Annotated in this window: 15 protein-coding genes; 8 read left to right on the top strand and 7 right to left on the bottom strand. The window is 73.3% G+C overall.

The features are described 5' to 3' along the window. The first annotated feature begins 89 nt into the window (after window positions 1-89). The gene (locus HPY23_RS32270; protein WP_091889975.1) at window positions 90-1,040 is read left to right on the top strand and encodes a class I SAM-dependent methyltransferase; all 951 of its coding nucleotides are present in this window, start codon (window positions 90-92) and stop codon (window positions 1,038-1,040) included. A 247-nt stretch (window positions 1,041-1,287) separates the two neighbouring features. Next, on the top strand, window positions 1,288-3,537 hold the full coding sequence (locus HPY23_RS32275) for a TonB-dependent siderophore receptor (protein WP_091889977.1): 2,250 nt from the start codon (window positions 1,288-1,290) through the stop codon (window positions 3,535-3,537). Window positions 3,538-3,568: 31 nt separating this feature from the next. Here the strand turns inward: HPY23_RS32275 and HPY23_RS32280 are convergent, their stop codons facing one another. Both HPY23_RS32280 and HPY23_RS32285 read right to left on the bottom strand, forming a co-directional pair. Beyond that, window positions 3,569-7,228 (bottom strand): glycosyltransferase family protein, encoded by a 3,660-nt coding sequence (locus tag HPY23_RS32280; RefSeq protein ID WP_091889980.1) that lies wholly within the window; start codon window positions 7,226-7,228, stop codon window positions 3,569-3,571. 11 nt (window positions 7,229-7,239) lie between these two features. Further along, the gene (locus tag HPY23_RS32285) at window positions 7,240-8,208 is read right to left on the bottom strand and encodes a CgeB family protein (RefSeq protein ID WP_091889983.1); all 969 of its coding nucleotides are present in this window, start codon (window positions 8,206-8,208) and stop codon (window positions 7,240-7,242) included. A gap of 330 nt (window positions 8,209-8,538) precedes the next feature. Here HPY23_RS32285 and HPY23_RS32290 point away from each other — a divergent pair, with 330 nt between their 5' ends. Further along, window positions 8,539-11,295, top strand: a complete 2,757-nt coding sequence (locus tag HPY23_RS32290; RefSeq protein WP_175540053.1) for a PAS domain-containing protein — start codon at window positions 8,539-8,541, stop codon at window positions 11,293-11,295. 39 nt (window positions 11,296-11,334) lie between these two features. On the opposite strand, the gene HPY23_RS32295 is transcribed toward HPY23_RS32290, so the two are convergent. The 3 genes from HPY23_RS32295 to HPY23_RS32305 all read right to left on the bottom strand — a co-directional run bounded on the left by HPY23_RS32295 (window position 11,335) and on the right by HPY23_RS32305 (window position 14,071). Next, a complete protein-coding gene (locus HPY23_RS32295; protein ID WP_091889989.1) occupies window positions 11,335-12,264 on the bottom strand; it encodes a ferritin-like domain-containing protein in 930 nt (309 codons plus the stop codon). A gap of 284 nt (window positions 12,265-12,548) precedes the next feature. Continuing rightward, complete coding sequence (locus tag HPY23_RS32300) at window positions 12,549-13,181, bottom strand: 2-dehydro-3-deoxy-6-phosphogalactonate aldolase (RefSeq protein WP_236012996.1); 633 nt, start codon at window positions 13,179-13,181, stop codon at window positions 12,549-12,551. Beyond that, window positions 13,178-14,071 carry a 2-dehydro-3-deoxygalactonokinase gene (locus tag HPY23_RS32305; protein WP_060846045.1) on the bottom strand — a complete coding sequence of 298 codons (894 nt, stop codon included), beginning with the start codon at window positions 14,069-14,071 and terminating at the stop codon, window positions 13,178-13,180. The genes HPY23_RS32300 and HPY23_RS32305 overlap by 4 nt, the downstream gene beginning before the upstream one ends. A gap of 135 nt (window positions 14,072-14,206) precedes the next feature. On the opposite strand from HPY23_RS32305, the gene hmgA reads away from it, so the two are divergent. From hmgA to HPY23_RS32320, 3 genes are read left to right on the top strand one after another with little or no spacing between them, the layout of a single operon-like run. Beyond that, entirely contained in the window at window positions 14,207-15,568 is a 1,362-nt protein-coding gene (hmgA, locus tag HPY23_RS32310) for a homogentisate 1,2-dioxygenase (protein ID WP_091889992.1), read from the top strand. After that, entirely contained in the window at window positions 15,568-16,890 is a 1,323-nt protein-coding gene (fahA, locus tag HPY23_RS32315; protein WP_091889996.1) for a fumarylacetoacetase, read from the top strand. Before hmgA ends, fahA begins: the two co-directional genes overlap by 1 nt. A 10-nt stretch (window positions 16,891-16,900) precedes the next feature. Continuing rightward, window positions 16,901-17,221, top strand: a complete 321-nt coding sequence (locus HPY23_RS32320) for a Rieske (2Fe-2S) protein (RefSeq protein ID WP_060846042.1) — start codon at window positions 16,901-16,903, stop codon at window positions 17,219-17,221. A gap of 40 nt (window positions 17,222-17,261) precedes the next feature. On the opposite strand, the gene HPY23_RS33750 is transcribed toward HPY23_RS32320, so the two are convergent. Together HPY23_RS33750 and HPY23_RS32330 are read right to left on the bottom strand one after the other, a co-directional pair. After that, window positions 17,262-18,311 (bottom strand): Gfo/Idh/MocA family protein, encoded by a 1,050-nt coding sequence (locus HPY23_RS33750; RefSeq protein ID WP_091890000.1) that lies wholly within the window; start codon window positions 18,309-18,311, stop codon window positions 17,262-17,264. Between the two features lie 111 nt (window positions 18,312-18,422). Next, window positions 18,423-19,340 (bottom strand): 2-dehydropantoate 2-reductase, encoded by a 918-nt coding sequence (locus HPY23_RS32330; RefSeq protein ID WP_175540054.1) that lies wholly within the window; start codon window positions 19,338-19,340, stop codon window positions 18,423-18,425. 186 nt (window positions 19,341-19,526) lie between these two features. Between HPY23_RS32330 and zwf the strand changes: the two genes are divergently transcribed. Then, complete coding sequence (zwf, locus tag HPY23_RS32335; RefSeq protein ID WP_091890006.1) at window positions 19,527-21,047, top strand: glucose-6-phosphate dehydrogenase; 1,521 nt, start codon at window positions 19,527-19,529, stop codon at window positions 21,045-21,047. A gap of 213 nt (window positions 21,048-21,260) precedes the next feature. Continuing rightward, window positions 21,261-23,963 (top strand): MGH1-like glycoside hydrolase domain-containing protein, encoded by a 2,703-nt coding sequence (locus HPY23_RS32340; protein WP_091890009.1) that lies wholly within the window; start codon window positions 21,261-21,263, stop codon window positions 23,961-23,963. Window positions 23,964-24,084 lie beyond the last annotated feature (121 nt).

Here is a 24,084-nt window from a genome sequence, read left to right on the forward strand (position 1 = left end):
TCGTCCGTCTCATTCCTTGGTAAGGCCGGGTGATCTTCGTCGTGCGCGGTGCGGGCGGCCGCCGGCCGCGATCCGCGAAAAGGCCGCCGATGTCCCCCTCGCTCCACCTCGTCCGGCACGCCGTGCCGTTCACCGGCTACCCGTACCGGGGCGAGGCGATGGCCTGCAACCTGTGCGGCGGCACCGGGACGCTCGTCGTGGCCGAGACCGACCGGCGGCTGAAGCGGCTGCGCTCCGTCGCCTGCACGGAATGCGGCCTGATCCGCACCGACCCGATGCCGACGCAAGCCGAGCTCGGCGCCTACTACGCCTCGGCCTACCGCGCCGCCTACCAGTTCGCCCTCGGCAAGCGCCCGCCGCGCCACCATCTCAACCGCTCCCGGCGCGAGGCGGCGTTTCGTGCCGACCTGCTCGCGCCCGCCCTGCGGCCCGGCGCCCGGGTGCTCGATTTCGGCTCCGGCTCGGGCGAGTTCCTGGCCGCCGCGCGGGAGCGGGGCGCGACCGTGACGGGGGTCGAGCCCGGCCTGTCCTATGCCGCCTTCGCGCGCGAGGAGCACGGCGCCCGGGTGCTGGACCGCCTCGATGCCCTGGCGCCCGACGAGGTCTTCGACGTCGTCACCGTCCACCACGTGCTCGAGCACCTGCGCGACCCGGTCGACATCCTGGAGCGCCTCGCCGCCCGGCTGGCGCCCGGCGGAGTCCTCTACGCCGCGGTTCCCAACATGGCGGCGACCGGCAAGCCGCCGCACGAGCGCTTCCACTTCGCCCACGTCCACGGCTTCGTGCGCGAGACCCTCGACCGGGCCGCCGCCCGCGCCGGCCTGGCGCCGCATCCCGAGTACTGGCGCGAGGACACCACCGCGGTCTACCGGCGCGACCCCGCCGCCGCGCGGGCGCCGGCCCGGACCGACCTCGCCCGGGCCCTCGCGGCCGCCCTCGCGCCGGTGAGCCCCGGCGCCTACATCGCGTCCGGCGCCTGGCTCCGCCCGATGATCCGCCGCAACGCCAAGGCGATCCGCGACACCTTCGCGTCCCGCTGACGGGCGGCGCGACCGCGGACAAGCCATCGCCGCCGACCCGGAGCGGGCACGCTCCGGGCAACCGGTCGTTGCGGATTTGCCACGGGCCCTAACAACTGCCGCGCGATCCGGAAATCCCGGTTCGCGAGCCGGCAACGCATGCTAAAAACCCTATTAGGAACAATAACTTAGTATCATTCTAAAGAACGGCGCCAGCCCGGGCGGGTCTCTCCCCGGGGCAGGGAGGCCGTTGCCCGAAGGTCTCGACATGCGTGCCCAGCCCAGCGCTCCCGTCCCGCCCCGTCGCCGCGTCGTCGCGATGCTCGCCGCCGGCGTCTCCCTCCTCGGGCTGACGGCCGGCTCGGCGGCAGCCCAGGAGGCGACGCCGCCCCGGCAGGGCGCGGCGGCGGGCGGCGCGATCCAGCTCGAGGCGATCGACGTCGCGGGCAACGGCACCCGGCCCGCGGCCGCAATCGTCGCGGCCCGGCCCCAGGAGGATCCGCGCGGCCCGATCGACGGCTACGTCGCCAAGCGCACCCTGACCTCGACCAAGACCGACACTCCGCTGATCGAGACCCCGCAATCGGTCACCGTGATCGGGCGCGAGCAGATCGACGCCCTCAAGCCGCAGCAGGTCGGCGACGCGGTCGCCTACTCGGCCGGCGTCTTCGGCAACGTGTTCGGGCCCGATCCGCGGGTCGACTTCTTTCTGATCCGCGGCTTCACGGCGAACGACACCGGCCTGTACCGGGACGGCCTGCAGCTCTTCAACTACGGCTTTGCCGCCTACAAGGTCGACACGTTCGGGCTGGAGCGCATCGACGTGCTGCGCGGCCCCGCCGCGGTGCTGTTCGGCCAGGGCGGCCCCGGCGGCCTGATCAACCTGATCAGCAAGAAGCCGCCCGTCGACCCCCTGCGTTACATCGAGGTCGGCGGCGGCTCCTTCGGCCAGAAGTACCTCGCCTTCGACCTCGGCGGGCCGGCCGACAAGGACGGTCATTGGTTCTACCGCCTGACCGGCATCGGCCGGCAGGGCGGTACCCAGGTCGACGGCCTCGACGAGAATCGCGGCTACATCGCCCCGACCGTCACCTACAAGCCGGACGGCGCCACCACCTTCACCCTGCTGTCGAGCCTCCAGTACGACGATACCGGCCGCCTCAATGCGTTCCTGCCGTATTACGGCACGGTGCGGCCGACGGTGCTCGGCCTGCGCGTCCGGCAGAGCGACAACGTCTCGGATCCGTCCAACAATACCTACCGCCGCATGCAGGCCAACATCGGCTACGAGTTCGAGCACGTCTTCGACGACACCTGGACCTTCCGGCAGAACCTGCGCTACGCCTTCAGCGACTCGCTCGACGACGCGTTCCTGGGCGGCCTCGGCTATGCCGACGCCAACCAGACCCAGATCGCCCGCTACCGCTTCCGCGCCGCCTCGCGGGCGCGCCTGTTCAACGTCGACAACCAGGCGGTGGCCCGGTTCGACGACGGGCTGTTCAGGCACACGGTCCTGATGGGCCTCGACTACAAGAATTTCCAGCTCAACGACAACCAGGCCACCGGCGGCTTCGCCGGGGTGCCGGTCCCGAACTTCAACATCATCACGCCGAATTACGGTGCCCCGAGCGTCCCGGTCGCGCCCTATCTCGTCAACTACGACGTGTTCCAGCAGCTCGGCCTGTACTACCAGGACCAGATCAAGCTCACGCCCGAGCTGACCCTGGTCGTGTCCGGCCGCGGCGACTTCACCTCGAACGAGGTCAACAACCGGCTCGCCAGCACCCAGACGCGGCAATCGGCCAACGCGTTCACGCAGCGCTACGGCCTGATCTACAACTTCGACTTCGGCCTGGCGCCCTACGTCAGCTACGCGACCTTCTTCAACCCGCAGGTCGGCACCAACTTCTTCAGCCAGCCGTTCAAGCCGACCACCGGCGACCAGTTCGAGGCCGGCATCAAGTACGAGATCCCGGGAGCGAACGCCTTCCTGACGGTCGCGGCCTTCGACCTCGCGCTGGCCAACTCCCTGACCTCCGATCCGACCAACCCGCTCAACCAGCTCCAGCTCGGCGAGACCCGCTCGCGCGGCTTCGAGGCGCAGCTGGTGGCCAACATCACCACGGACTTCAACGTCGTCGCGTCGTTCACGAGCTACAACCTCGAGATCACCAAGGGCGACGTCGGCGCCATCGGCCGGACCCCGACCAACACGCCCGAGACCCTGGCCTCGATCTTCGCCGACTACACCATCCCGACCGGCGACTGGGCCGGCTTCGGCTTCGGCGCGGGCGTGCGCTACGTCGGCCGCTCCTTCGCCGACGTGAACAACACCCTGACGGTGCCGGAGCGGGCCCTGTTCGACGCGGTGGTGCATTACAGCCGCGACAACTGGCGCTTCGCCATCAACGCCGCGAACCTCGCCGACAAGCGCTTCGTCTCGTCGTGCCAGTCGGTCAACGCCTGCTTCTACGGCGAGCAGCGCCGCATCACCGCGAGCCTGAGCTACAAGTGGTGAGGCGACGGGCGGGGAGGCGGCTCCCCGCCCGTCACGCCGGATCCGGCATCATCCCGGCGACGTGGCCGGGAAAGCCCGGCAGGGCCACCGTCCCGCGCTCGTAGACCTGGAACACCCGCAGCATCCCGTCGCGGATCGCCTCGCGGGGCAACAGGATCTCGAACCCCGCATTCAGGGCGTCGGCCTCCTTCAGGTGCGCCGCCACGTCCTGCCGGGCGAAGCACTCGGCGACCATGTACCGGCGCTGCCCCCGCGCGCCCCAGCGGGCGATCCAGGCGAGCGGCCGCCCGCGTCCCGGCACGAAGCACCAGCCCGAGACCGCGACGGTCGGGCCGAGCAGGTCCGACGTCTCGCCGGTCACCACGGCATCGAGGTTCGGCCGGGTGCGCAGCTTCGGGATCCAGGCCCGGCGCAGGGCCGGCGGCGCCGTGGCGGTGACGAGGCAGGCGCGGGTGGAGGGCGCGACGAAGAGCGTGGCGCCGGTCTCGAACAGCTCGGCCCCGGGCCGCTCCGCCCCACGATCGTCCTCGATCGCGACCGAGAGCCGGTAGGGACCGGGCGCGAGGTCGCGGGCCTGCGCCTCGGCGCCGGCCCGCATCGTCCCGTCCTGCTCGCGCCCGACCGCCCGGGTCCAGGCGGCCCCCTGCGGGCCTTCGAGCACCAGGACGGGCTGTCCCGTCCCGGCGCCCGCCGGCAACGCAACCTCGATGCGGGTGAGGCCGCCCTGGCGCGCCACCGGCACGCCCTCGACGAGCGGGAGCCCGTGACCCGTCACCGCCGCCCGCACCGCGCTCCGGCGCAGGGCGAAGTCCGGCAGGCCCGGCCGCCACGGCGTGACGGGCCCCGGCGGGGCGAATCCCGCAGCGGTGAAGCGCGCGACTCCCTCGGCGACCGCGAGGTGGTCGGAAAAGACCTGGACGAGGTCGACGGTGTGGAGGCCCGCCACCAGGCCGGCGGTACGGATCCGGGCCGCGAATCCGGCCTGCTCGGCCCGGCCGGTACCGAACCGGCCGGCGAGCTCCGGACGGCGCTCGGGCAGCGCGGCGACGAAGCGCGTGGCCGCGCCGGAGCGCAGCCGCAGCCAGGTCTGGATCGGCCGTGCCGCGTCGGGCCGCCAGAGCCAGCCGCGCAGGGACAGGCTGTCGCCTGCCGCGCAGGCACCGATCCGGCCGGGCAGCCGCTGGCCGTCGGCGACGAGGTCGGCGATCTCCCAAAACAGGGTCGGATCGTCCGGCACCAGCGGCCGCTCGGGCAGCAGCGCAACGGCGGGCGGCAGGGCGTCGACGATCGCGCTCGTCTCGTCGGTCCCGTCCCAGACGATCGTCGGGTCGGTCCAGTCCGGGTTGTTGAGACGCAAGCCGAGATCGAGGGCCGAGAGGGTGAAGGGCGCGGCCGGCGCGTCGGGGACCGCATGCGGCACCGGCCGGGCCGCGATCAGCTCGCGGTAGAGCGCCCCCAGGGCGGCGGCGTGCCCGGCGACCGTCGGGAAGGTCTTCTGGCGGATCGCGGCGCGCAAGGCGGCGACGAGGTCCGGGTCGTGGGCGAGCCGCCGCAGGGCCTGGCGCACCGCGCCCGCATCGCCCGGCTGCACCTTGAGCCCGTCGACGCCCTGCGTGACCCGTTCGCCCGGCGCGCCGAGATCGGTCACGATCGGGATCAGTCCCGCCCGCCACGCCTCGGTGAGCGAGATCATGTAGGTCTCGGGCCAGAGCGAGAGGTGGAGGGACACGTCGCAGCCGGCGAGAAGCCCCGGCACCTCGTCGCGGGTGTAGCCGCCGCGCAGGTGCAGCCGCTCCCCGGCCATCGCCTCGAAGGCCGCGACGAGGTAGCTCTCGACGTAGCCGAGCACCTCGAACACGATCGCCTCGCCCTCGGTGATGCGCACGAGCTCGAGCAGCGTGCGGGCGCCCTTGTGGTCGACGACGTTGCCGAGGACCGCGACCCGCAGGGCGGGCCGGGCGTCGGGCCCGCGCGCCGGGAGCGGCGCGCCAGGGCCCGAGCCGGCCGGCCCGGCATCGATCATCTCGATCACCGCGACCCGGGCCGGTGCCTCGGGGTAGAACGCCCGGACATAGGCGGCGGTGGCGGGCGTGCTGGCGACGAGGGCGTCGACGCTCCCGAGCATCCGCGCCACGAACCCGTCCCGGCGCGCCTTCGAGCCGGGTGGCAGTCCCTCGGTGCTCGACAGGCATCCGTCGCATGCCCTCTCGCCGCGGTGCACGACGTCGCAGAAGACGCCGTGCTGGTTCATGAGGGTGAAGCGGCTGCAGACCAGGAAGAAGTCGTGCAGCTGCGCGACCACCGGCACGCCGTGGGCCCGGGCGATCGTCGGCAGGCTCAGCGGCAGGCCGAGGAGGTGGTGGACGTGGACGAGGTCGATGCGCCGCTCGACCAGGATGCGCTCGACCAGCGCCTCGATTTCCGGGCTGGCGAGCAGCCGCTCCGCCGACGGGATCGGCAGCGCCTCCGAGGTCTCGCCCTCGTCGAGGCGCAGGACCCAGGCGTCCTCCTCGAAGGAGGGGTAGAGGAACAGGACCTCGAACCCGTCGAGGCCGGCATCGAGCGCGTCCGCGAGCTGTTCCTGGTAGAACTCGACCCCGCCGCCCTGGCGCCGCCCGGCCCGGTTGTGGGTGACGAAGAGGAGGCGGGGCTTCCCCGCGCCGGGAAGGGGGCTCGTGTCCTTCGCCGACGGCGGGGCCGTCGCGGTCTCGCGTTCCCGCACCGCCCGCAGGATGACGTCGACCCGGTGGTCGTAGAGGTGCCCGGTCAGGGTGCGGGCACGGGCGCGCTCCGCCATGGCGATCCGGCCCTCCGGATCGGCCAGCAGGGCGGCGAGCGCCTCCACGGCGTCCTCCTCGGCGCAGGCCCGGATCTCGCGGTCCGGCGCGTAATAGGCGAAGGTCTCGGGGTCGGCGCCGACGACGAGCTGCGCGCCGCCGGCCAGCGCTACCTCGAACAGCCGCGGCGGCGGCGTCGTGCCCGAGGCCGCCTCGCCGGCGCCGGCGGTGAAGACCCGCGGCAGGGTCAGCACCACCCGGCTGGCATGGGCGAGCCGGGCGAAATCCGCGTTGCCGCAGCGCCAGTCGACGACGAGGTCGTCGCGCACCAGCACCGGCGGGGCCAGGTAGGCGTTCGCCGGCAGCGCGATCTTCGCCTTGAGGTCGCGCGGCAGGCCGGCGAGGATCCGGTTGAGCGTCGCCACCCGGTTCGGCCAGGCCGTGCCGACGAACAGGAGATCGTAGCGGTAGGCCGCGTCGTCCCGCAGGACGGGCAGGTCCTGGAACAGGGTCGTGGCCGCCAGGGGCAGGTGGCGGGCGCCTGCCCCGTAGCGGGGCAGCGAGCCGCGGTCGTTGGTGAAGACGAGGTCGAAGCAGCCGGCGAGCCGGGCGTTGGCGGCGGCGAGATAGGGGTCCTCGGTCGTCCACAGCGCGCTGGTGCCGGCGAGCGCGCAGAGGCGGCGCAGCAGGGCGTGATGGCGGCTCGCCCCGCCGAGGGCGAGGACGAGGTCGAACCGCGCGTCCTGCGCCAGCGCCACCGCGTCGGCGTGGGTCGCCCGCACCACCCGGGCGACGGCGGGGTGGCGCGCCAGGGCGTCGGCGACCGCGAGCGCGATGTAGGCGTTGCTGGTGCGCGGCTCGGTGTCGAGGAGCAGCACCGAGAGGGGCGCGCGGGCGGACCGGGAGGGGGGCATGGGAGTGTCCGTCACGCGGCCATCGCCGCCAGGATGGTCTCGGCCCGGTGGCGGTAGGTGTGGGCGTCGAGCACCCGGGCGCGGGCGCGCTCCGCCATCGCCAGGAAGGCGGCGGGCTCGCGGTGGGAGCGGGCGATCGCCTCCGCGATCTCCTGCACGTCGTCGAAGAGCAGGATCTCGCGGCCCTCGTCGAGGTAGTCCAGGATCTCGAGGCCGGCGGTAAAGCAGAGCTGCGGGGTGCCGGCCAGCGCCGCCTCGAACACCCGCGGCCCGGGCGTCGAGGCCGGCAACCGGTAGCGCCGGTTGGCGATGTCGAGGTCGCGGCCGACCGCGAGGACGAGGCGGGCCGCGCTCGTCCGGTCGGCCATCGCGGCCGCGCTCAGGCGGGTGTTCTCGGCAAACGCCAGCGAGGCCGGCCAGCCAGTGCCGAAAACCTCGACCCGGTGCCCCGACAGGCTCGGCTGGGCGCGCTCGAGGAGGGCGATCCGGTTGGGAAAGGCCGCGCCGCAGAAGAACAGGTCGAGGGTCCGCTCGGCCATCGGCCGCACCGGCCGCAGGTGCGTCCGGCGGCAGGCGGCGAGCGGCAGGTGCGAGACCGAAGGATGCCGGTAATGCGGCAGGGCCCAGCGGTCGTTGGTGAAGAGGTGGTCGGCCAGGGCCTCGGCCCGGAGCGCGTAGTCGAACTCGTAGGGGTCGTCGTGCAGCCAGAAGGCGAGGCGGGCCCCCGCCCGCCGGGCGCTCCGCGCCAGGGAGCGCAGGGGCGCGGCCTCCACGGCGACGCTGCCGAGGCCCACGACGAGGCTCGGGCGAAACCCCGCGATCGCCTCCTCGGCGAGCTCGAGCGGGCTGTCCCGCACCGCGCCCGCATCGAGCACCTCGGCGAAGCCGTCGCGCAGATAGGCGCGGATCGCCGCGTTGTGGTTGACCGCGTCCGGGCTCAGGCTCGTGACCAGGACCTTCGCGGAAGCTGTGGGGCGCATGCGGACCGGTCGGGAGGAGGGGGCGGATGATGGCGAAACACGCAAATGCCGCCGAGATCAAGGCTCTGCCCTCGCCGCGTCCTCCCCGCATCCCCGGGGGCGGGGCCGGGTGCGCGTTCCCGACGGGCGATCCGGAGCGCGCCTCGAGCCGCGATCCGCCGGTTCCCCGCCGCGGCCGGAGCGTCGGCATCGGCGACACGCCCCCGCGCGCGTGGTAGCGTCACCCATCATGACCGTCCTCCCGCTTTCGTCACGTCACCCCGTCGCGTCCCCGCGCCGGCCCACGGCCCTTGCGCGGCCCGTCCTGCGCGGTCTGCCCGGATGAGCGACGTGACGCCGGGACTGGATTACCGCCGCCTCTTCGACGCCTCGCCCGAGCCCTGCCTGGTCCTCGATGCCGAGGGCCGCATCCTCGCGGCGAACCGCGCCTATCGCGACGCGGCCGGTGGGCGCGACGACCTCCCGGGACTGCGCCTGCACGAGGTCTTTCCCGCCGAGGCCGCCCTCGTCGGGCCGATCGAGGCCTCGCTCGCCCGCGCGCTCGCCACCGGGCGGCCCGACGCCCTGACGCTGCCCTATCCGGGTCGCACCGGCCCGGACGGCGCCCCGGCGGGGCGCTGCCGGCGCATCACCCACAGCCCGGTGCCGGGCGCCGACGGCGCGGCCCCCATGGTGCTCCACCGCGTCGGCGAGCCGCCGGCGGCCGACGACGGGGCAGGGCGCCCGGCGCTCGATCCCGCGGCCGGCCTGGAGGCGGACGGCGACCTGCAGGCGGCGCATGCCCGGCGGGACCTCGTCTTCCAGCAGATGCCGGGCTTCGTCGCCGTGCTGCGCGGGCCCTGCCACCTCTTCGAGTACGTCAACGACGCCTACGTGGCGATCGCCGGGTCGCGCGACTTCCTCGGGCGCACCGTGCGGGAGGTGTTTCCCGAACTTGCCGATCAGGGCTTCTACGAACTCCTCGACAAGGTCTACCGCACCGGCCGGCCCTTCGCCGCCCGCGCCCTGCCGATCCGGCTCGGCCACGAGGAGGCCGACCGGGCGATCGACCTCCTGTACCAGCCGCTGCGGGACGGGGAGGGCACGGTCACCGGCATCTTCGTCGGCGGCTACGACGTCACCGAGCAGGTCCGCTCCCAGGCGGCGCTGCGCGACAGCGAGGAGCGCTACCGCACGCTGCTCGACAGCCTCGACGTCGGCTTCTGCATCCTCGAGATGAAGTTCGACGAGGCGGGCCGCGCGATCGACTACCGGATCGCCGAGGCCAACCCGGCCTTCGCCCGCCAGACCGGTGCCGACGTGGCGGGCCTGTGGGTGAGCGAGTTCGCCCCCGACCTCGAGCGGTACTGGTTCGACACCTACGGCCGCGTCGCGCTCACCGGCGAGCCGATCCACTTCGAGAACCAGGCCGACGTGTTCGGGCGCTGGTTCGACGTGCGGGCGCTGCGGATCGGCGATCCGGCGCAGGCGCGGGTCGCGGTGTTCTTCAGCGACATCTCGGACCGCAAGCGGATGGAGGAGGCGCTGCGTGTCCTCAACGCCTCGCTCGAGGCGCAGGTCGCCGAGCGCACGGCCGAGCGCGACCAGATCTGGCAGGCCTCGACCGACCTGTTCTGCGTCGCCAGCTTCGAGGGCCGCCTCGTCAGCCTCAACCCGGCCTGGACGGCGCTCCTCGGCTGGAGCGTGGGCGAACTGCTCGGCCGCCCGTTCCTCGATTTCGTCCACCCGGACGACCGCCCGGCGACGAAGGCCGCGGCCGAGGCTCTCGCCCGCGGCGAGCCGCAGCCGAACTTCGAGAACCGCTACCGGCACCGCGACGGTTCCCACCGCTGGCTGTCCTGGAACGCCGTGCCCCGGGACGGGCGCATCTACGCGACGGTCCGCGACGTGACGGCGGTCCGGGCCCAGGCCGCCGCCCTGGCCCAGGCCGAGGAGGCCCTGCGCCAGTCGCAGAAGATGGAGGCGGTGGGCCAGCTCACCGGCGGGGTCGCCCACGACTTCAACAACCTGCTCACGATCATCCGCTCGTCGGTGGATTTTCTGCGCCGGCCCGAGCTGCCGGAGGCGCGGAAACGCCGCTACCTCGACGCGGTCTCCGACACGGTGGACCGGGCCGCCAAGCTCACCGGCCAGCTCCTCGCCTTCGCCCGCCGCCAGGCCCTGTCGCCGGCGGTGTTCGACGTCGGCGAGAAGGTGCGCGGCGTCGCCGACATGATCGACACGGTCACCGGCGCGCGGGTGCGGGTGGTGGTCGAGGTGCCCGACCATCCGTGCTTCGTGCGCGCCGACCTCAGCCAGTTCGAGACCGCGCTCATCAACATGGCGGTCAACGCCCGCGACGCCATGGACGGCCAGGGCACGCTCACCCTGACGCTGACCTGCGGTGCCGCGATGCCGCCGATCCGGGGACACGCCGGCTCGCAGAACGCCTTCGCGGCGGTCTCGCTCACCGATACCGGGCCCGGCGTGCCGCCGGACCTGATCGGCCGCATCTTCGAGCCGTTCTTCACCACCAAGGAGGTCGGCCGCGGCACGGGGCTGGGCCTGTCGCAGGTCTTCGGCTTCGCCAAGCAGTCGGGCGGCGACGTCGACGTGACGAGCAGTCCCGGCCGCGGCGCCACCTTCACGCTCTACCTGCCGGAGGCGCCGGCCATGAGCGAGTCCGGCGACGGGGCTGCCGCCGACGCGCCGGCCTCGCCGATCGGTGCCGGCGAGAGCGTGCTGGTCGTCGAGGACAACATCGAGGTCGGCCGCTTCTGCACGCAGATCCTCCAGGATCTCGGCTACCGCACCACCTGGGCCACCAACGCCGAGGAGGCGCTGGAACGGCTCGGGCCGGACGGGGCGGGGTTCGACGTGGTGTTCTCCGACGTGGTGATGCCCGGCATGGGCGGGCTCGCGCTCGCCCACGAGCTGCGGCGCCGGATGCCGGGCCTGCCGGTGGTGCTCGCCTCCGGCTACAGCCACGTGCTCGCCCAGGACGACGCCCACGGCTTCGAGCTCCTGCACAAGCCGTACTCGGCCGAGCAGCTCGGCCACATCCTGCGCCGGGTCGCCCGGCCGGGACGGCCGCGCCGGACGGCCTGACCCGGGCGACGCGGGGCCGAGCGCCGCCCGGGGACGCCGTTAGGGCCTCGGCGCGGCCTGCCCGGGCGTCCCTTGGGGGGCCGTTTGGCCCGGAGCCATTTGGCCGGGTTCGGCGCCGGGCTGTCCGGGCAGCTCGACCGGCTTGCCGTCGTTGAGGTCGCGGCCGGCATTCGGGTCGGTGCCGGTGCGCTGCAGGTGGGCGCGCATCTGCCACTGGTACTTGGCAATGCCGTGCTCGACCTCCTGGAGCAGGTTCGAGGTGGTGGGGTCGATGTCCTCCGTCACCTTGATGCCCCGGTTCACCTCCTCGCCGACGCGCTTGTAGGCCTGGGTGAACCAGGCCAGGACCTGGGCGTCGTCGAGGAAGCCGCCCGGAATCTCCGGCACGCCCGAGGTCCGCACGATGGTGTTGGCCCGCCCGTCCGCCGAGGCGCCGACGGCGAGCAGCCGCTCGGCGATGGTGTCGGCGTATTTCGACAGGCCCTCGTAATGCTCCTGCAGCAGCAGGTGCAGCGGGTAGTACAGGGTGCCGGAGACGTTCCAGTGCGCCTGCTTGGTCTGGAGCTGGAGCTGCTGCAGCTCGGTCAGCGTCTGCTGCAGGGCGCCGATGTCCTTGCGCAGCGCATCCTCGCCGGCGCCGAGGTCGATCCAGGGCTGGCGGCTGATCTCGTTCGTCGGAAAGGCGCCGGTCGGCTGGCGGCTCGCGACCGGCGTGGGCGAGGCCCGGCGCACCGCGTCGCTGCGGGCCGCCGCGGCCTGGGAATCGCCCGCGGGCGCGGCGGGCTGGCCGCTGGAAGCCCCGGCGGCCGGTCCGGTGGCCTCTGCGACCCGGATGCGGGCGAGGATCGCGGCCGCCCCGGGGGCACCCGCCGTGCCGGTAGGCACGGTCCCGGTGGCGGCCAGCGCCGGCGACAGGGTGGCGGAGCCGGCGAGGAGCAGCGCGGCGAACGCGCGGAGGGAGTGGGTCATCAGAACGATCCGAGGTTGCGGCGGCGTCGGGACCGATCGGCCCGGCGCCCGCATCTCAAGGAATCCGGCGGAGCGCCGTTCCTGAATGACAAGGAATTTAGTCTCACGTACCACGGGGCCGGCCCTGTGGCCCGGGGGCGCGAACAGCGCCTGTCCGTCCGATCTCCCGAAGTGTTCCATAATGCTAATTATGCGACTCGCGGATCGGGGTGCGCTGCCTGTGTCTGCCGGGCTCCGGCCCCCCGCCCCGCGAGAAAAAACCCGCGGGGCGTCGCGCCGGGTCGTCAGAGCGCCGCGATCAGCGTCCGGGCCTTGGCGGCGACCTGTTCGGGCGTGTCGCCGGGCTTGTAGAGCGAGGAGCCGCAGCCGTAGCCGCTGGCGCCGGCGGCGCGCCAGGCCGGGAGGCCGGCGGCATCGACTCCGCCGACCGGGATGAGCGGCGTGCCCGCCGGCAGCACCGCCCGCAGGGCCTTCAGCATCGGCGGACCGCCGGCCTCGGCGGGAAACAGCTTGAGCGCGTCGGCCCCGGCATCGAGCAGGCCGAACGCCTCGGCCGGGGTCAGGAAGCCCGGCATCGCCACCAGGCCGCGGGCCTTGGCGGCGCGCACCAGGGCCGGATCGGCGTGGGGCGTCACCAGCAGGCGGCCGCCCGCCCCGGCCACCGCCGCCACCTCGGCCTCGCGCCGGATCGTCCCGGCGCCGACGAGGGCCCGGTCGCCGAGGCGGGCCGCCAGGCGGCGCACGCTCTCGATCGGCTCGGGCGAGTTGAGCGGCACTTCGAGGATCGCCACGCCGGCGTCCACCAGCGCCTCGCCGACCGCCTCGACCTCGTCCGGCCGCACGCCGCGCAGGATCGCCACCAGCGGGCAGCGCGCCAGCCAGCCCGTCACGTCCGGGGTTCCGTCGTCGCGCATCATGCCCACTGGATCCTCTCCCCGATCAGCGCCAGGCCGCGGGCGGCCGCGTCGGGATCGCCGGGCACCGCCTCGCCGCCCTTGAGGGCGATCGCCCGGCCGTAGAGCGCCATCAGCGGGCCCGAGCCCACCAGGCGCACGAGCGCAGGTCCCGCCATGGCGGCGCCCTCGAGGGCGGCCGCGACCTCGTGCCCGATCAGCAGGCCCGACAGGTAGCTCGCCGCATCCTCCGGCGCGAGCCGGCCGAACAGCCCGAGGGTGCGGGTGCCGAACAGGTGGTGGAGCAATCCGCCGCCCTCCGCGGAGCGGGCGACGCCCGCCGCGAAGGCCGGCCCGACCTCCGCCGGCCCGGTCATCATCCGGCCCAGGATGGTATGGTCCTTGAGCGCCGCGAAGGCCTCGCCGGTCATGTGGGTGGAGAAGCCCGCGATGCGCCCGCCCGCGACCCGCACCCACTTGGCGTGGCTGCCCGGCAGGCAGAGGAGCGCGTCCTCGTCCGGCCGCGCGAGCGTCCCGACGACCTGGACCTCCTCGCCGCGCATCACCTCGGGCGTGCCCGCCGCGTCCGTGGCGCTCAGGCCCGGCACCAGCCGCACCGCGGCGCCCGGGAACGGCACCGGCACGACGGCGCCGGCGAGCGCGTCGAGCCCCGCCGGACAGGCGAGGTACGGCGCCTCCTGCCAGCCTTGGCGGCTGCCGACCATGCCGGCGAGCAGCACCCGGGTCTCCCCGTCCGCCAGCCAGTCGCCGACCATCTCGGTCAGCGCCGCCGGAAAGCCGCCCTCGGGCACCCGCAGGATGCCGCCGGCGCCCTCGCGCCGCGCCAGCACCGCTCCGTCCGGCGCGAGCCGGTAGGCACGGGCGCTGCTCGTTCCCCAATCCACCGCGATCATGCGCAACCCTGTGCCCCAAGGGCGGTGCACGCGCAACCGCGCCGCGCACCGCTTGACGCCGGTTTCGGCCGCTCCTATCCAGACGGAAAGGTTGCAACTGAAACCAATTCGACTGGGCAGGAAAGGACCGCCGCCATGACGATCCAGGCGCCGTCCGGGCTTCGTCCCGCCGCGACAGGCTCGGGCTTGAGCCCAGGGTACATGTCTGGCTTCGGCAACGGCTTCGAGACCGAGGCGCTGCCGGGCGCCCTGCCGGTCGGCCGCAACTCGCCCCAGAAATGCCCCTACGGCCTCTACGCCGAGCAGCTCTCCGGCTCGCCCTTCACCGCGCCGCGCACCGCCAACGAGCGCTCCTGGCTCTACCGCATCCGCCCGACGGTCGCCCATTGGGGCGCGTTCCGGCCGGTCGATGCCCGCCTCTGGCTCACCGCCCCGGGCGGGACCGTCGACCTGCCGCCGGCGCCGCTGCGCTGGGACCCGGTGCCGATCCCGGCCGAGCCGCTGTCCTTCGTCGAGGGCATCCGCACCATGACGCTCGCCGGCGATGCGGGGGCGCAGGCCGGCATGGGCGCGCACCTCTATCTCGCCACCCGGTCGATGCGGGACGAGTATTTCTATAACGCCGACGGCGAGATGCTGGTGGTGCCGCAGGAGGGTGGCCTGCGCTTCCGCACCGAGTTCGGGGTGATCGAGGCCGGCCCCGGCGAGATCGTGGTGATCCCCCGCGGCGTGAAGATCGCCGTGGAGCTGCTCGACGGCCCGGCCCGGGGCTACCTCTGCGAGAATTACGGCGGCGCCTTCACGCTGCCGGAGCGCGGCCCGATCGGCGCCAACTGCCTAGCCAACCAGCGCGACTTCCTCACGCCGGTCGCGGCCTACGAGGACCGCGACGCCCCCGGCACGATGCTGGTGAAGTGGGGCGGCCGGCTCTGGGCGGCGGAGATCGCGCACTCGCCCCTCGACGTGGTCGCCTGGCACGGCAACTACGCGCCCTACAAGTACGACCTGCGCAAGTTCGCGCCGGTTGGCCCGATCCTGTTCGACCACGCCGACCCGTCGATCTTCACGGTGCTGACCTCGCCCTCCGAGACACCCGGCACGGCCAACATCGACTTCGTGATCTTCTCCGACCGCTGGCTGGTGGCGGAAAACACCTTCCGGCCGCCCTGGTACCACCTCAACGTGATGAGCGAGTTCATGGGGCTGGTCTACGGCGTCTACGACGCCAAGACCGGCGGCGGCTTCCGGCCGGGCGGCGCCTCGCTGCACAACACGCTCCTGCCGCACGGGCCTGACGTCGACGCCTTCGAGAAGGCCTCGAACGTCGAGTTGAAGCCCCACAAGCTCGAGGGCACGCTGGCCTTCATGTTCGAGACGCGGTTTCCCCAGAAGGTCAGCCGCTTCGCCGCCGAGACCCCGGCGCTCCAGGCGGAGTACGGCGCCTACGGCCGCAAGCTGGAAAAGCACTTCGACCCGAACCGCCCGGAGCCGCGCTGATGCCGACCGCCGACCGGACCGATCTCGACCACACCCACGACCCGGGCGTCCGCTGCGGCGTGCCGGGGGCCGACGGGCACCCGGACTTCCCGATCCAGAACCTGCCGCTCGGCGTCTTCTCGCCCGCCGACGGGGCGCGCCGGGCCGGCGTCGCGATCGGCGACCACGTCCTCGACCTCGCCGCGGCGCACGCCGCGGGCCTGCTGACCGACGAGGCGGCCCGGGCGGTCGCGGCGGCCGAATCCGGCGACCTCGCCGGGATGCTCGCCCTCGGCGCCGGGCCGCGCCGGGCCCTGCGCCACCGGCTCTTCGCGCTCCTGCGGGCGGACAGCCCGGACCGCGACCGGGTGCCGGCGCTGCTGCACGAGGCCGGCGCCTGCACCCTGCACCTGCCGGCGCGGATCGGCGACTACACCGACTTCTTCGTCGGCATCCACCACGCCATGAACACCGGGCGCCAGTTCCGGCCCGACCAGCCGCTGCTGCCGAACTACAAGCACCTGCCGGTCGGCTATCACGGCCGCGCCTCGTCGATCCGTCCCTCCGGCACGCCGGTGCGCCGGCCGCGCGGTCAGGCCAAGCCCCCGCATCTCGACGCACCGGTCTTCGGCCCGTCGCGCCGGCTCGACTACGAGCTGGAGCTCGGGGTGTGGATCGGGCCCGGCAACGAACTCGGCAACCCGGTGCCGGTGGCGGAGGCGGCCGACCGGATCGCGGGCTTCTGCCTGCTCAACGACTGGTCGGCGCGCGACATCCAGGGCTGGGAGTACCAGCCGCTCGGGCCGTTCCTGGCCAAGAGCTTCGCCACGACGATCTCGCCCTGGATCGTCACCCCGGAGGCGCTGGCGCCGTTCCGCATCCCCCAGGCGCCGCGGCCCGACGGCGATCCGACCCCCCTGCCCCATCTCCTCGACCCCGCCGACCAGGCCGGCGGCGCCCTCGACCTCGACCTCGAGGTCCTGCTCTCGACCGCGTCCTCCCGCGAGGCCGGGCTGCCGCCCCACCGGGTCGCGCGCTCCAACGCGCGCCACATGTACTGGACGGTGGCGCAGATGGTGGCCCACCACACCAGCGGCGGCTGCAACCTGCGCCCGGGCGACCTCCTGGGCACCGGCACCCTGTCGGGCCCGGAGCCCGAGGCCTGCGGCAGCCTGCTCGAGACCACCGAGGGCGGCAAGGCCCCGCTCCGCCTCGCCCACGGCGAGGAGCGCCGCTTCCTCGAGGACGGTGACGAGGTGATCCTGACGGCCCACGGCCGGCGCGAGGGTTTCGCGCCGATCGGCTTCGGCCCCTGCCGGGCCGTGGTGCTGCCCACCCCGTGAGCCGGCTGCCATGACCTGGTATCCGGTCGCCGACCTCGCCGACTTCGCGGAGCGCCCGGTGCTCGCCCGCGAGGCCGGGGGCGTCGCCCTCGCGCTCTATCGCCTCGACGGTGCGGTCCACGCCACGCAGGCTTTGTGCACCCATGCGGGCGTCCCCCTCGCCGGGGGCGAGGTCGTGGAGGGCTACATCGAGTGCCCCGCCCATTACGGCCTGTTCGAGATCGCCACCGGCCGGGCCCAGGGCGGGCCGGTCTGCCGCGACCTCGCGACCTACCCGGTCCGGGTCGAGGGGACGGTGATCTGGGTCGAGGTCGCGCCGCGGGGCGCGTGACCGGACCGGGATCCCTCGGGTGCTCGCCGCCCCGCCCGCGTCAGCGGGCCGGGATCTCGATCGTGCCGCTGGTGCGGGCCGCCCGCGTGATCGCGTCGACGACCCGCAGGTTCTGCAGCCCGTCGCGGGCGCTCACGAGCGGTGCGGCCTCGCCCCGGATCACCGCCGCGAAATGCGCGATCTGCTCCGCCAGCGGGTCGGTGCGTTCCACCGCCAGCGTCTCACAGGCGAAGGGCTCGAACCAGGAGCGCGCCCCCGCGTAGCGCTTCACCCGCATGGTCGGCACGGCGAGCGAGCCCTCGGTGCCGAGGATCGTGTAGGCGTCCTCGTCGGGATAGGTCGGGTAGTCGGCGTTCTCGCGCGAGGTCTGCTCCCAGCTCCGGGCCGCAGCGGCCGTGTCGGAGAGCAGGAAGGTGCCGAGGGCACCGTTGGCGAAGCGCAGGGTCGTCGCCACCGTGTCCTCGACGGCAAAGCCCCGCACGGCGTTCGAGGCGGTGGCCTGGACCGCGGCGATCTCGCCCACCAGGGCGCGCAGGTTGCCGATCTCGTGGATCATGTTGATGAGGAGCGGACCGCCGCCCGGCTCGCGCCGCCAGGCGTTGGCCCCCGCGAAATAGGCGTCGGGCTTGCAGAAGACCGCGCTGCCCATCACCCCGACGATCCGGCCGAGGAGCCCGGCCCGCACCGCCTCGACCGCGCGGCGCAGGAGGGGGCTGTGCAGGCGGTGATGGCCGACCAGCACCCGGGCCCCGGCCGCCTCCGCCGCCGCGACCAGGCGCTCGCCCTCCTCCAGGCCGTGCGCGAGGGGTTTCTCGATGAGAACCGGGATCCCGGCCGCGATGCAGGCGAGCCCCTGCGGGACGTGCAGGCGGTTGGGCGTCGCCAGCACCACCCCGTCCGGCGGATCGGCGGCCAGGCACGCCTCCAGGGTGTCGTGGAACGCGACGCCCTCCCGGGCGGCGATGGCGGCGGCGTCCGGGCCGGGATCGACGATCGCCGCGAGCCGCGTCCCGGGGTTCCTCCCGATCTCCTCGACGTGCCGCCGCCCGATCTGCCCCGCCCCCGCGACGGCGATTCTCACCTCGTCCATGTCTGCCCGTGCGTGGTCGCCGCCCCGTCGCGCCGGTTCCGCGGCGCTCGGGCGGGCTGACGCCGGGCCTCGGCCCGGCGCAGGGCCGGTATCCGGCAGGATGCCTCGGACCTACCGGTCCCCCGCCAGCCCCTGCCCGCTCGCCGCCCCGGCGAGCGCCAGGATCGCCCGGTTGAGCGGCACGGCGATCCCGTGCCGCTCGGCCGCCGCCACGACGGCGCCGGTGAGATGGGCGTGCTCCAGCGGCCGGCCGGCGAGGCGGTCGTAGAGCATCGAGCTGCCGCCGTCGGCCGGCATGCGCGTGTAGCCGTCGAGGATGCGGGTGGCGTCCTCGTCGGTGAGCCGCGCGCCCTCGGCGTTGGCGACCCGGATCACCTCGTCCATCAGCCCGCGGCCGAGCTCCCGGATCGCCGGGTCGTTGAAGACCACGATGCGGCGCAGGGTGAGCGCCGTGACCGGGTTGACCACCGCGTTGCTCAGCAGCTTGCGCCAGGCGACGGTGACGAAATCCGCCTCCTGCGTGATCTCGAACGGCGTGCCGGAAAACAGCTCGGCGAAGGCGGCGCCGTCGGCGCCCGCCGGCACGGTCATCCGGGTGCCGCCGTGATGGGCGATGCGGCCGGGCGCCGTGCGCTCGACCGAGCAATAGATGATCGCCGGCAGCACCGGCGCGCCCGCCGGCAGGTGCGGCCGCGCCCGTTCGGCCTGGCCGACGCCGTTCTGGATCACCACCACCCGGGTGCCGGGCCCGACGAGGCTGCGAAACCAGGGCTCGGCGCCCGCGGTATCCTGCGCCTTGGTGGTCACCAGCACCCAGTCGGCGGGGCCGACCGCGCCCGGATCGGCGACGATGCGCACCGGCACCTCGCGCTCGCCGGACGCGTCGGTGACGACGAGGCGGTCGAACGGCGTGCGCACGTAGAGCGTCACGTCGCGCCCAACCCGCTCCAGCGCCCCCGCCAGGTAGCCGCCGATCCCGCCGCTCCCGATCACCGCGACGCCGCCCGCCTGCCTGGTGCCGTCCGCCATGTCCCGCTCGCTCTCGATATCGATTCCAGGGACTAACCTTAGGCCGGCGCCGGGGCCCCGGAAAGGCGGCGGGGATGCGGGTGAGGCCTGCATCCCCGGCGCGCCGCCGTCCGGTTCCGTCCCTTGTCCGCTGCGGTGCGGGATCTAGCTTCCCGGCCGCAAGCGCCCAAAGGTCAGGAGAGCCCCATGACGTCGCACGTCCCGGTGGAGGGGCACGCCGCCTCCGGCAGCAAGCCGGCCCCGCCCGCGACCCTGGTGATCTTCGGGGCCGGCGGCGACCTGACGAAGCGCCTGCTGATGCCGGCGCTCTACAACCTCGCCGGCAGCCGCCTCCTCGACGAGACGACCACGATCTGGGGTGTCGACCATACCGGCGGCTCGGACGAGAGCTGGCGCAAAAGCCTCTCCGACACGATGGAGTCCTTCACGAAGGACGAGACCGCGGAGTTCCACGCCAAGCACATCGACCCCACGGCCTGGGGCTTCGTGCGCGACCGGCTGCACTACCTCAAGGGCGACTTCCTGGCGCCCGAGACCTACCGGGCCATCGCCGAGAAGATCCCCGGCAACGCGGTGTTCTACCTCGCGGTGGCGGCACGGTTCTTCGCGCCGATCGTCGAGCACCTGGGCCAGGCCGGGCTCCTGAAGCAGTCCGACGACGTTTTTCGCCGCGTGGTGATCGAGAAGCCGTTCGGCAGCGACCTCGCCTCGGCCCAGGAGCTGAACAAGCGGCTGCTCGCGGTGGCCGACGAATCGCAGCTCTACCGGATCGACCACTTCCTCGGAAAGGAGACGGTGCAGAGCATCATGGCGATCCGCTTCGCCAACGGGATGTTCGAGCCGATCTGGCGCCGCGACTTCGTCGACCACGTCCAGATCACCGCCGCCGAGACCATCGGCGTCGAGGAGCGCGGCGCCTTCTACGAGCCGACCGGGGCGCTGCGCGACATGGTGCCCAACCACCTGTTCCAGCTTCTCTGCATGACCGCCATGGAGCCGCCGGTCTCCTTCGACGCGGAAGCCGTGCGCACCGAGAAGGCGAAGCTCGTCCAGGCGGTGCAGCCGGTCCAGCCCGGCGACGCGGTGCGCGGCCAGTACCGGGCCGGCACCGAGCAGGGCCGCGCCGTGCCGGGCTACCGCGACGAGCCGCATGTCGCGGGCGACAGCCGCACCGAGACCTACGCGGCGCTCAAGCTCACCATCGACAACTGGCGCTGGGGCGGGGTGCCGTTCTATCTTCGCACCGGCAAGCGGATGACCGGGCGGCGCACCGAGATCGCGGTCCACTTCAAGCCGGCGCCCTACCGGCTGTTCCGCGACACGCCCGTGGACCAGGTCGCCCCCAATATCCTGCGGATCATGGTCGATCCGGTCCAGGGGATGACGACCGAGTTCAACGCCAAGGTGCCGGGCCCGTCGATGCGGCTCGGCGCCGTGCGCTCGACCTTCCGGGAGGGCGAGTTCTTCCCGCAGGAGCCGAATGTCGGCTACGAGACCCTGCTGTACGACTGCCTGTGCGGCGACGCGACCCTGTTCCAGCGCGCCGACAACATCGAGGCGTCCTGGGCCGCCGTCGATCCGCTGGTGAAGGCCTGGGGGGCGGGCGGCGAGCCGGAGCCCTACGAGGCCGGCAGCGCCGGGCCGAAGGCGGCGGACGAGCTTCTGGCCCGCGACGGCCGGCGCTGGCTGCCGCTCGACGGCGACTGACCGCGGAGCCGCGCGGCCGGCCGACGGGCCCGGGGCGTCGCCTCGGGCTTGGGTCCCCCGGGGCACGGCGCGCGGCCGACGAATCGGCGTGACCGAACCGGAGCGCCTCACGATCGCGCTGCAATCGCGAAGCTATCTAAGCGTTTGTTTTGTCGTGCTTTCTGCAACGAACCGGTTTCCGCTTCGTCCGAAAATGCTCGAGAGAATCCAGCGATGCCCGATCCCGCTCCCCACCTCGCCGACACCGAGGAAGGCCGCCGGCTCGCCGCCGTCGAGGCCGAGGGCTGGCACCTTTGGGGGCCGTACCTGAGCGAGCGGCAATGGGGCACGGTGCGGGAGGATTACAGCGAAGGCGGCTCCGCCTGGGACTACCTGCCCCACGATCACGCCCGCTCCCGCGCCTATCGCTGGGGCGAGGACGGCATCGCGGGCTTCAGCGACGACCGCCAGCTCTGGTGCCTGTCGCTCGCCCTGTGGAACGGCCGCGACCCGATCCTGAAGGAGCGGATGTTCGGGCTCACCAACGACGAGGGCAACCACGGCGAGGACGTCAAGGAGCTGTGGTGGTACCTCGACGGGACGCCGACGCATTCGTACATGCGGATGCTCTACAAGTACCCGCACGCCCCCTACCCTTACGCCGACCTCGTCGCCGAGAACGCCCGGCGTAAGGGGAAGAACCTGCCCGAATACGAGATCGCCGATACCGGCGTGTTCGAGGGCGGGCGCTACCACGACGTGACGGTGGACTACGCCAAGGCCGCGCCCGACGACGTGCTGATGCGGGTGACCCTCGTCAACCGCGGGCCGGAAGCGGCCGACCTCCACGTCCTGCCGCAGCTTCTGGCCCGCAACACCTGGTCGTGGGGCCGCGAATCCTGGGAGGCCGAGCAGCCCCGGCCGCTGCTGCGCCTGACCGACACCGGCGCCGTCGCGGCGACGCGCGGGCGCGCCCCGGCCCTGCGCTTCGCGGCCCTCCAGCCGGCCGAGTTCCTGTTCTGCGAGAACGAGACCAACACCGGCCGGCTGTTCGGCACGCCCGGCCCCGCCCACCCGAAGGACGCGATCAACGACCGGGTGGTCTCGGGCCGGCACGAGGCGGTGAACCCGCTCGCCGAGGGCACCAAATGCGCCGCCTGGACGAGGATCGCCGTGCCGGCCGGCGGCACCGTGGTCTTGCGCTTTCGCCTGGGCCCGGCGGCGAGCCCCGACGACCGCGACCCGGCGGCCTTCGACGCCGTGATGGCGCGCCGCCTGTCCGAGGCCGACGCCTTCTACGGCGCGCTCCAGCGCGACATCGCCGACCCGGATGCCCGCCTCGTCCAGCGCCAGGCGCTCGCCGGCATGCTGTGGTCGAAGCAGTTCTACCATTTCGACGTCCGGCGCTGGCTCTCCGGCGATCCGGCCCAGCCGGCCCCGCCGGAGGCCCGCCGCCACGGCCGCGACGGCGAGTGGACGCACCTCAACAACGCCGACATCGTCTCGATGCCGGACAAGTGGGAATATCCCTGGTACGCGGCCTGGGACCTCGCCTTCCACTGCGTGACCTTCGCGCTGATCGACCCGGCCTTCGCCAAGGGCCAGCTGATCCTGCTCACCCGCGAATGGTACATGCACCCGAACGGGCAGTTGCCGGCCTACGAATGGGCCTTCGGCGACGTGAATCCGCCGGTCCATGCCTGGGCGGCGCTCCGCGTCTACCGCATGGACCAGGCGATGACGGGAAAACCAGACCGCGCCTTCCTGGAGCGGGTGTTCCACAAGCTGATGCTGAACTTCACCTGGTGGGTGAACCGCAAGGATGCCGGCGACCGCAACGTCTTCCAGGGCGGCTTCCTCGGGCTCGACAATATCGGCCTCTTCGACCGCTCCGCCGAGCTCCCCACCGGCGGCACCCTCGACCAGGCCGACGGCACCGCCTGGATGGCCATGTACAGCCTCAACCTGATGCGCATCGCGCTGGAACTCGCGGTCGAGAATCCGGTCTACGAGGACATCGCCACCAAGTTCTTCGAGCATTTCCTCACCATCGCCGAGGCGATGACCCATGTCGGCGGTGACGGTTCCGGGTTGTGGGACGAAGCGGACGAGTTCTACTACGACGTGCTCAGCCTCCCCGGCGGCCGCCAGGTGCCGCTGCGGGTGCGATCCCTCGTCGGGCTGATCCCGCTCTGCGCCGTCGAGGTGCTGGACGAGGGCGTGTCCGAGCGCTTCCCGGCCTTCGCGCGGCGCGCCCGCTGGCTGCTCGCCCACCGCCCCGACCTCGCCGCCCAGGTCTCGCGCTGGGAGGAGCCGGGCCGCGGCAACCGGGTGCTGCTCTCGCTGCTGCGCCGCCACCGCATGAAGGCGCTGCTGCGCCGGATGCTCGACGAGGCCGAGTTCCTCTCCCCCCACGGCGTGCGCTCGGTCTCGAAGGCGCACGCCGCCGCCCCCTTCCGCTTTCCCTGGGACGGGCAGACCTTCGCGGTCGATTACGAGCCGGCGGAATCGACCACCGCCGTGTTCGGGGGCAACTCGAACTGGCGCGGGCCGATCTGGCTGCCGATCAACTACCTCCTGGTCGAGGCGCTCACCGAGTTCGGCCGCTTCCACGGCCCCGACTTCACGATCGAGTGCCCGTCGGGCTCGGGCCGCTACCTCACCCTGCCGGAGATCGCCGGGGAGCTGTCGGCCCGCCTCACCCGCCTGGTACTGCGCGGACCCGACGGCCGCCGCCCGGTCCTGGGCGAGAACCCGCTGTTCCAGGACGACCCGTACTTTCGCGACCACGTCCCGTTCCACGAATACTTCCACGGCGACACCGGCGCGGGCCTGGGCGCGGCGCACCAGACCGGGTGGACGGGGCTGATCGCGCTGCTGCTCCAGCCGCGCCGCGAGGTGGCGGGCGGGCCGGTACCGGCGCCGCCGGAGGGGTGAGGGTCCAGGCAGACTTGTCGGTGGCGGGCCGATGCTTCGCCCGCTCGGAATCCGGTTTCGTCGCAGGTTCTTGCCGCAAAACCGGCGGTCACCTTTCGCGAGATCCGCCTGGAGCGCTGCA

It is taken from the genome of Methylobacterium ajmalii, assembly GCF_016613415.1.
GTDB lineage: Bacteria > Pseudomonadota > Alphaproteobacteria > Rhizobiales > Beijerinckiaceae > Methylobacterium > Methylobacterium ajmalii.

What these genes read in the sequence shown, in the direction of transcription:
- HPY23_RS32295 (WP_091889989.1), bottom strand. Translation starts at nt 12,264, where the DNA reads ATGACCCACTCCCTCCGCGCGTTCGCCGCGCTGCTCCTCGCCGGCTCC.
- HPY23_RS32320 (WP_060846042.1), top strand. Translation starts at nt 16,901, where the DNA reads ATGACCTGGTATCCGGTCGCCGACCTCGCCGACTTCGCGGAGCGCCCG.
- HPY23_RS32340 (WP_091890009.1), top strand. Translation starts at nt 21,261, where the DNA reads ATGCCCGATCCCGCTCCCCACCTCGCCGACACCGAGGAAGGCCGCCGG.
- HPY23_RS32275 (WP_091889977.1), top strand. Translation starts at nt 1,288, where the DNA reads ATGCGTGCCCAGCCCAGCGCTCCCGTCCCGCCCCGTCGCCGCGTCGTC.
- HPY23_RS32280 (WP_091889980.1), bottom strand. Translation starts at nt 7,228, where the DNA reads ATGCCCCCCTCCCGGTCCGCCCGCGCGCCCCTCTCGGTGCTGCTCCTC.
- HPY23_RS32330 (WP_175540054.1), bottom strand. Translation starts at nt 19,340, where the DNA reads ATGGCGGACGGCACCAGGCAGGCGGGCGGCGTCGCGGTGATCGGGAGC.
- HPY23_RS32305 (WP_060846045.1), bottom strand. Translation starts at nt 14,071, where the DNA reads ATGATCGCGGTGGATTGGGGAACGAGCAGCGCCCGTGCCTACCGGCTC.
- hmgA (WP_091889992.1), top strand. Translation starts at nt 14,207, where the DNA reads ATGACGATCCAGGCGCCGTCCGGGCTTCGTCCCGCCGCGACAGGCTCG.
- fahA (WP_091889996.1), top strand. Translation starts at nt 15,568, where the DNA reads ATGCCGACCGCCGACCGGACCGATCTCGACCACACCCACGACCCGGGC.
- HPY23_RS32285 (WP_091889983.1), bottom strand. Translation starts at nt 8,208, where the DNA reads ATGCGCCCCACAGCTTCCGCGAAGGTCCTGGTCACGAGCCTGAGCCCG.
- HPY23_RS32270 (WP_091889975.1), top strand. Translation starts at nt 90, where the DNA reads ATGTCCCCCTCGCTCCACCTCGTCCGGCACGCCGTGCCGTTCACCGGC.
- HPY23_RS32300 (WP_236012996.1), bottom strand. Translation starts at nt 13,181, where the DNA reads ATGATGCGCGACGACGGAACCCCGGACGTGACGGGCTGGCTGGCGCGC.
- HPY23_RS33750 (WP_091890000.1), bottom strand. Translation starts at nt 18,311, where the DNA reads ATGGACGAGGTGAGAATCGCCGTCGCGGGGGCGGGGCAGATCGGGCGG.
- zwf (WP_091890006.1), top strand. Translation starts at nt 19,527, where the DNA reads ATGACGTCGCACGTCCCGGTGGAGGGGCACGCCGCCTCCGGCAGCAAG.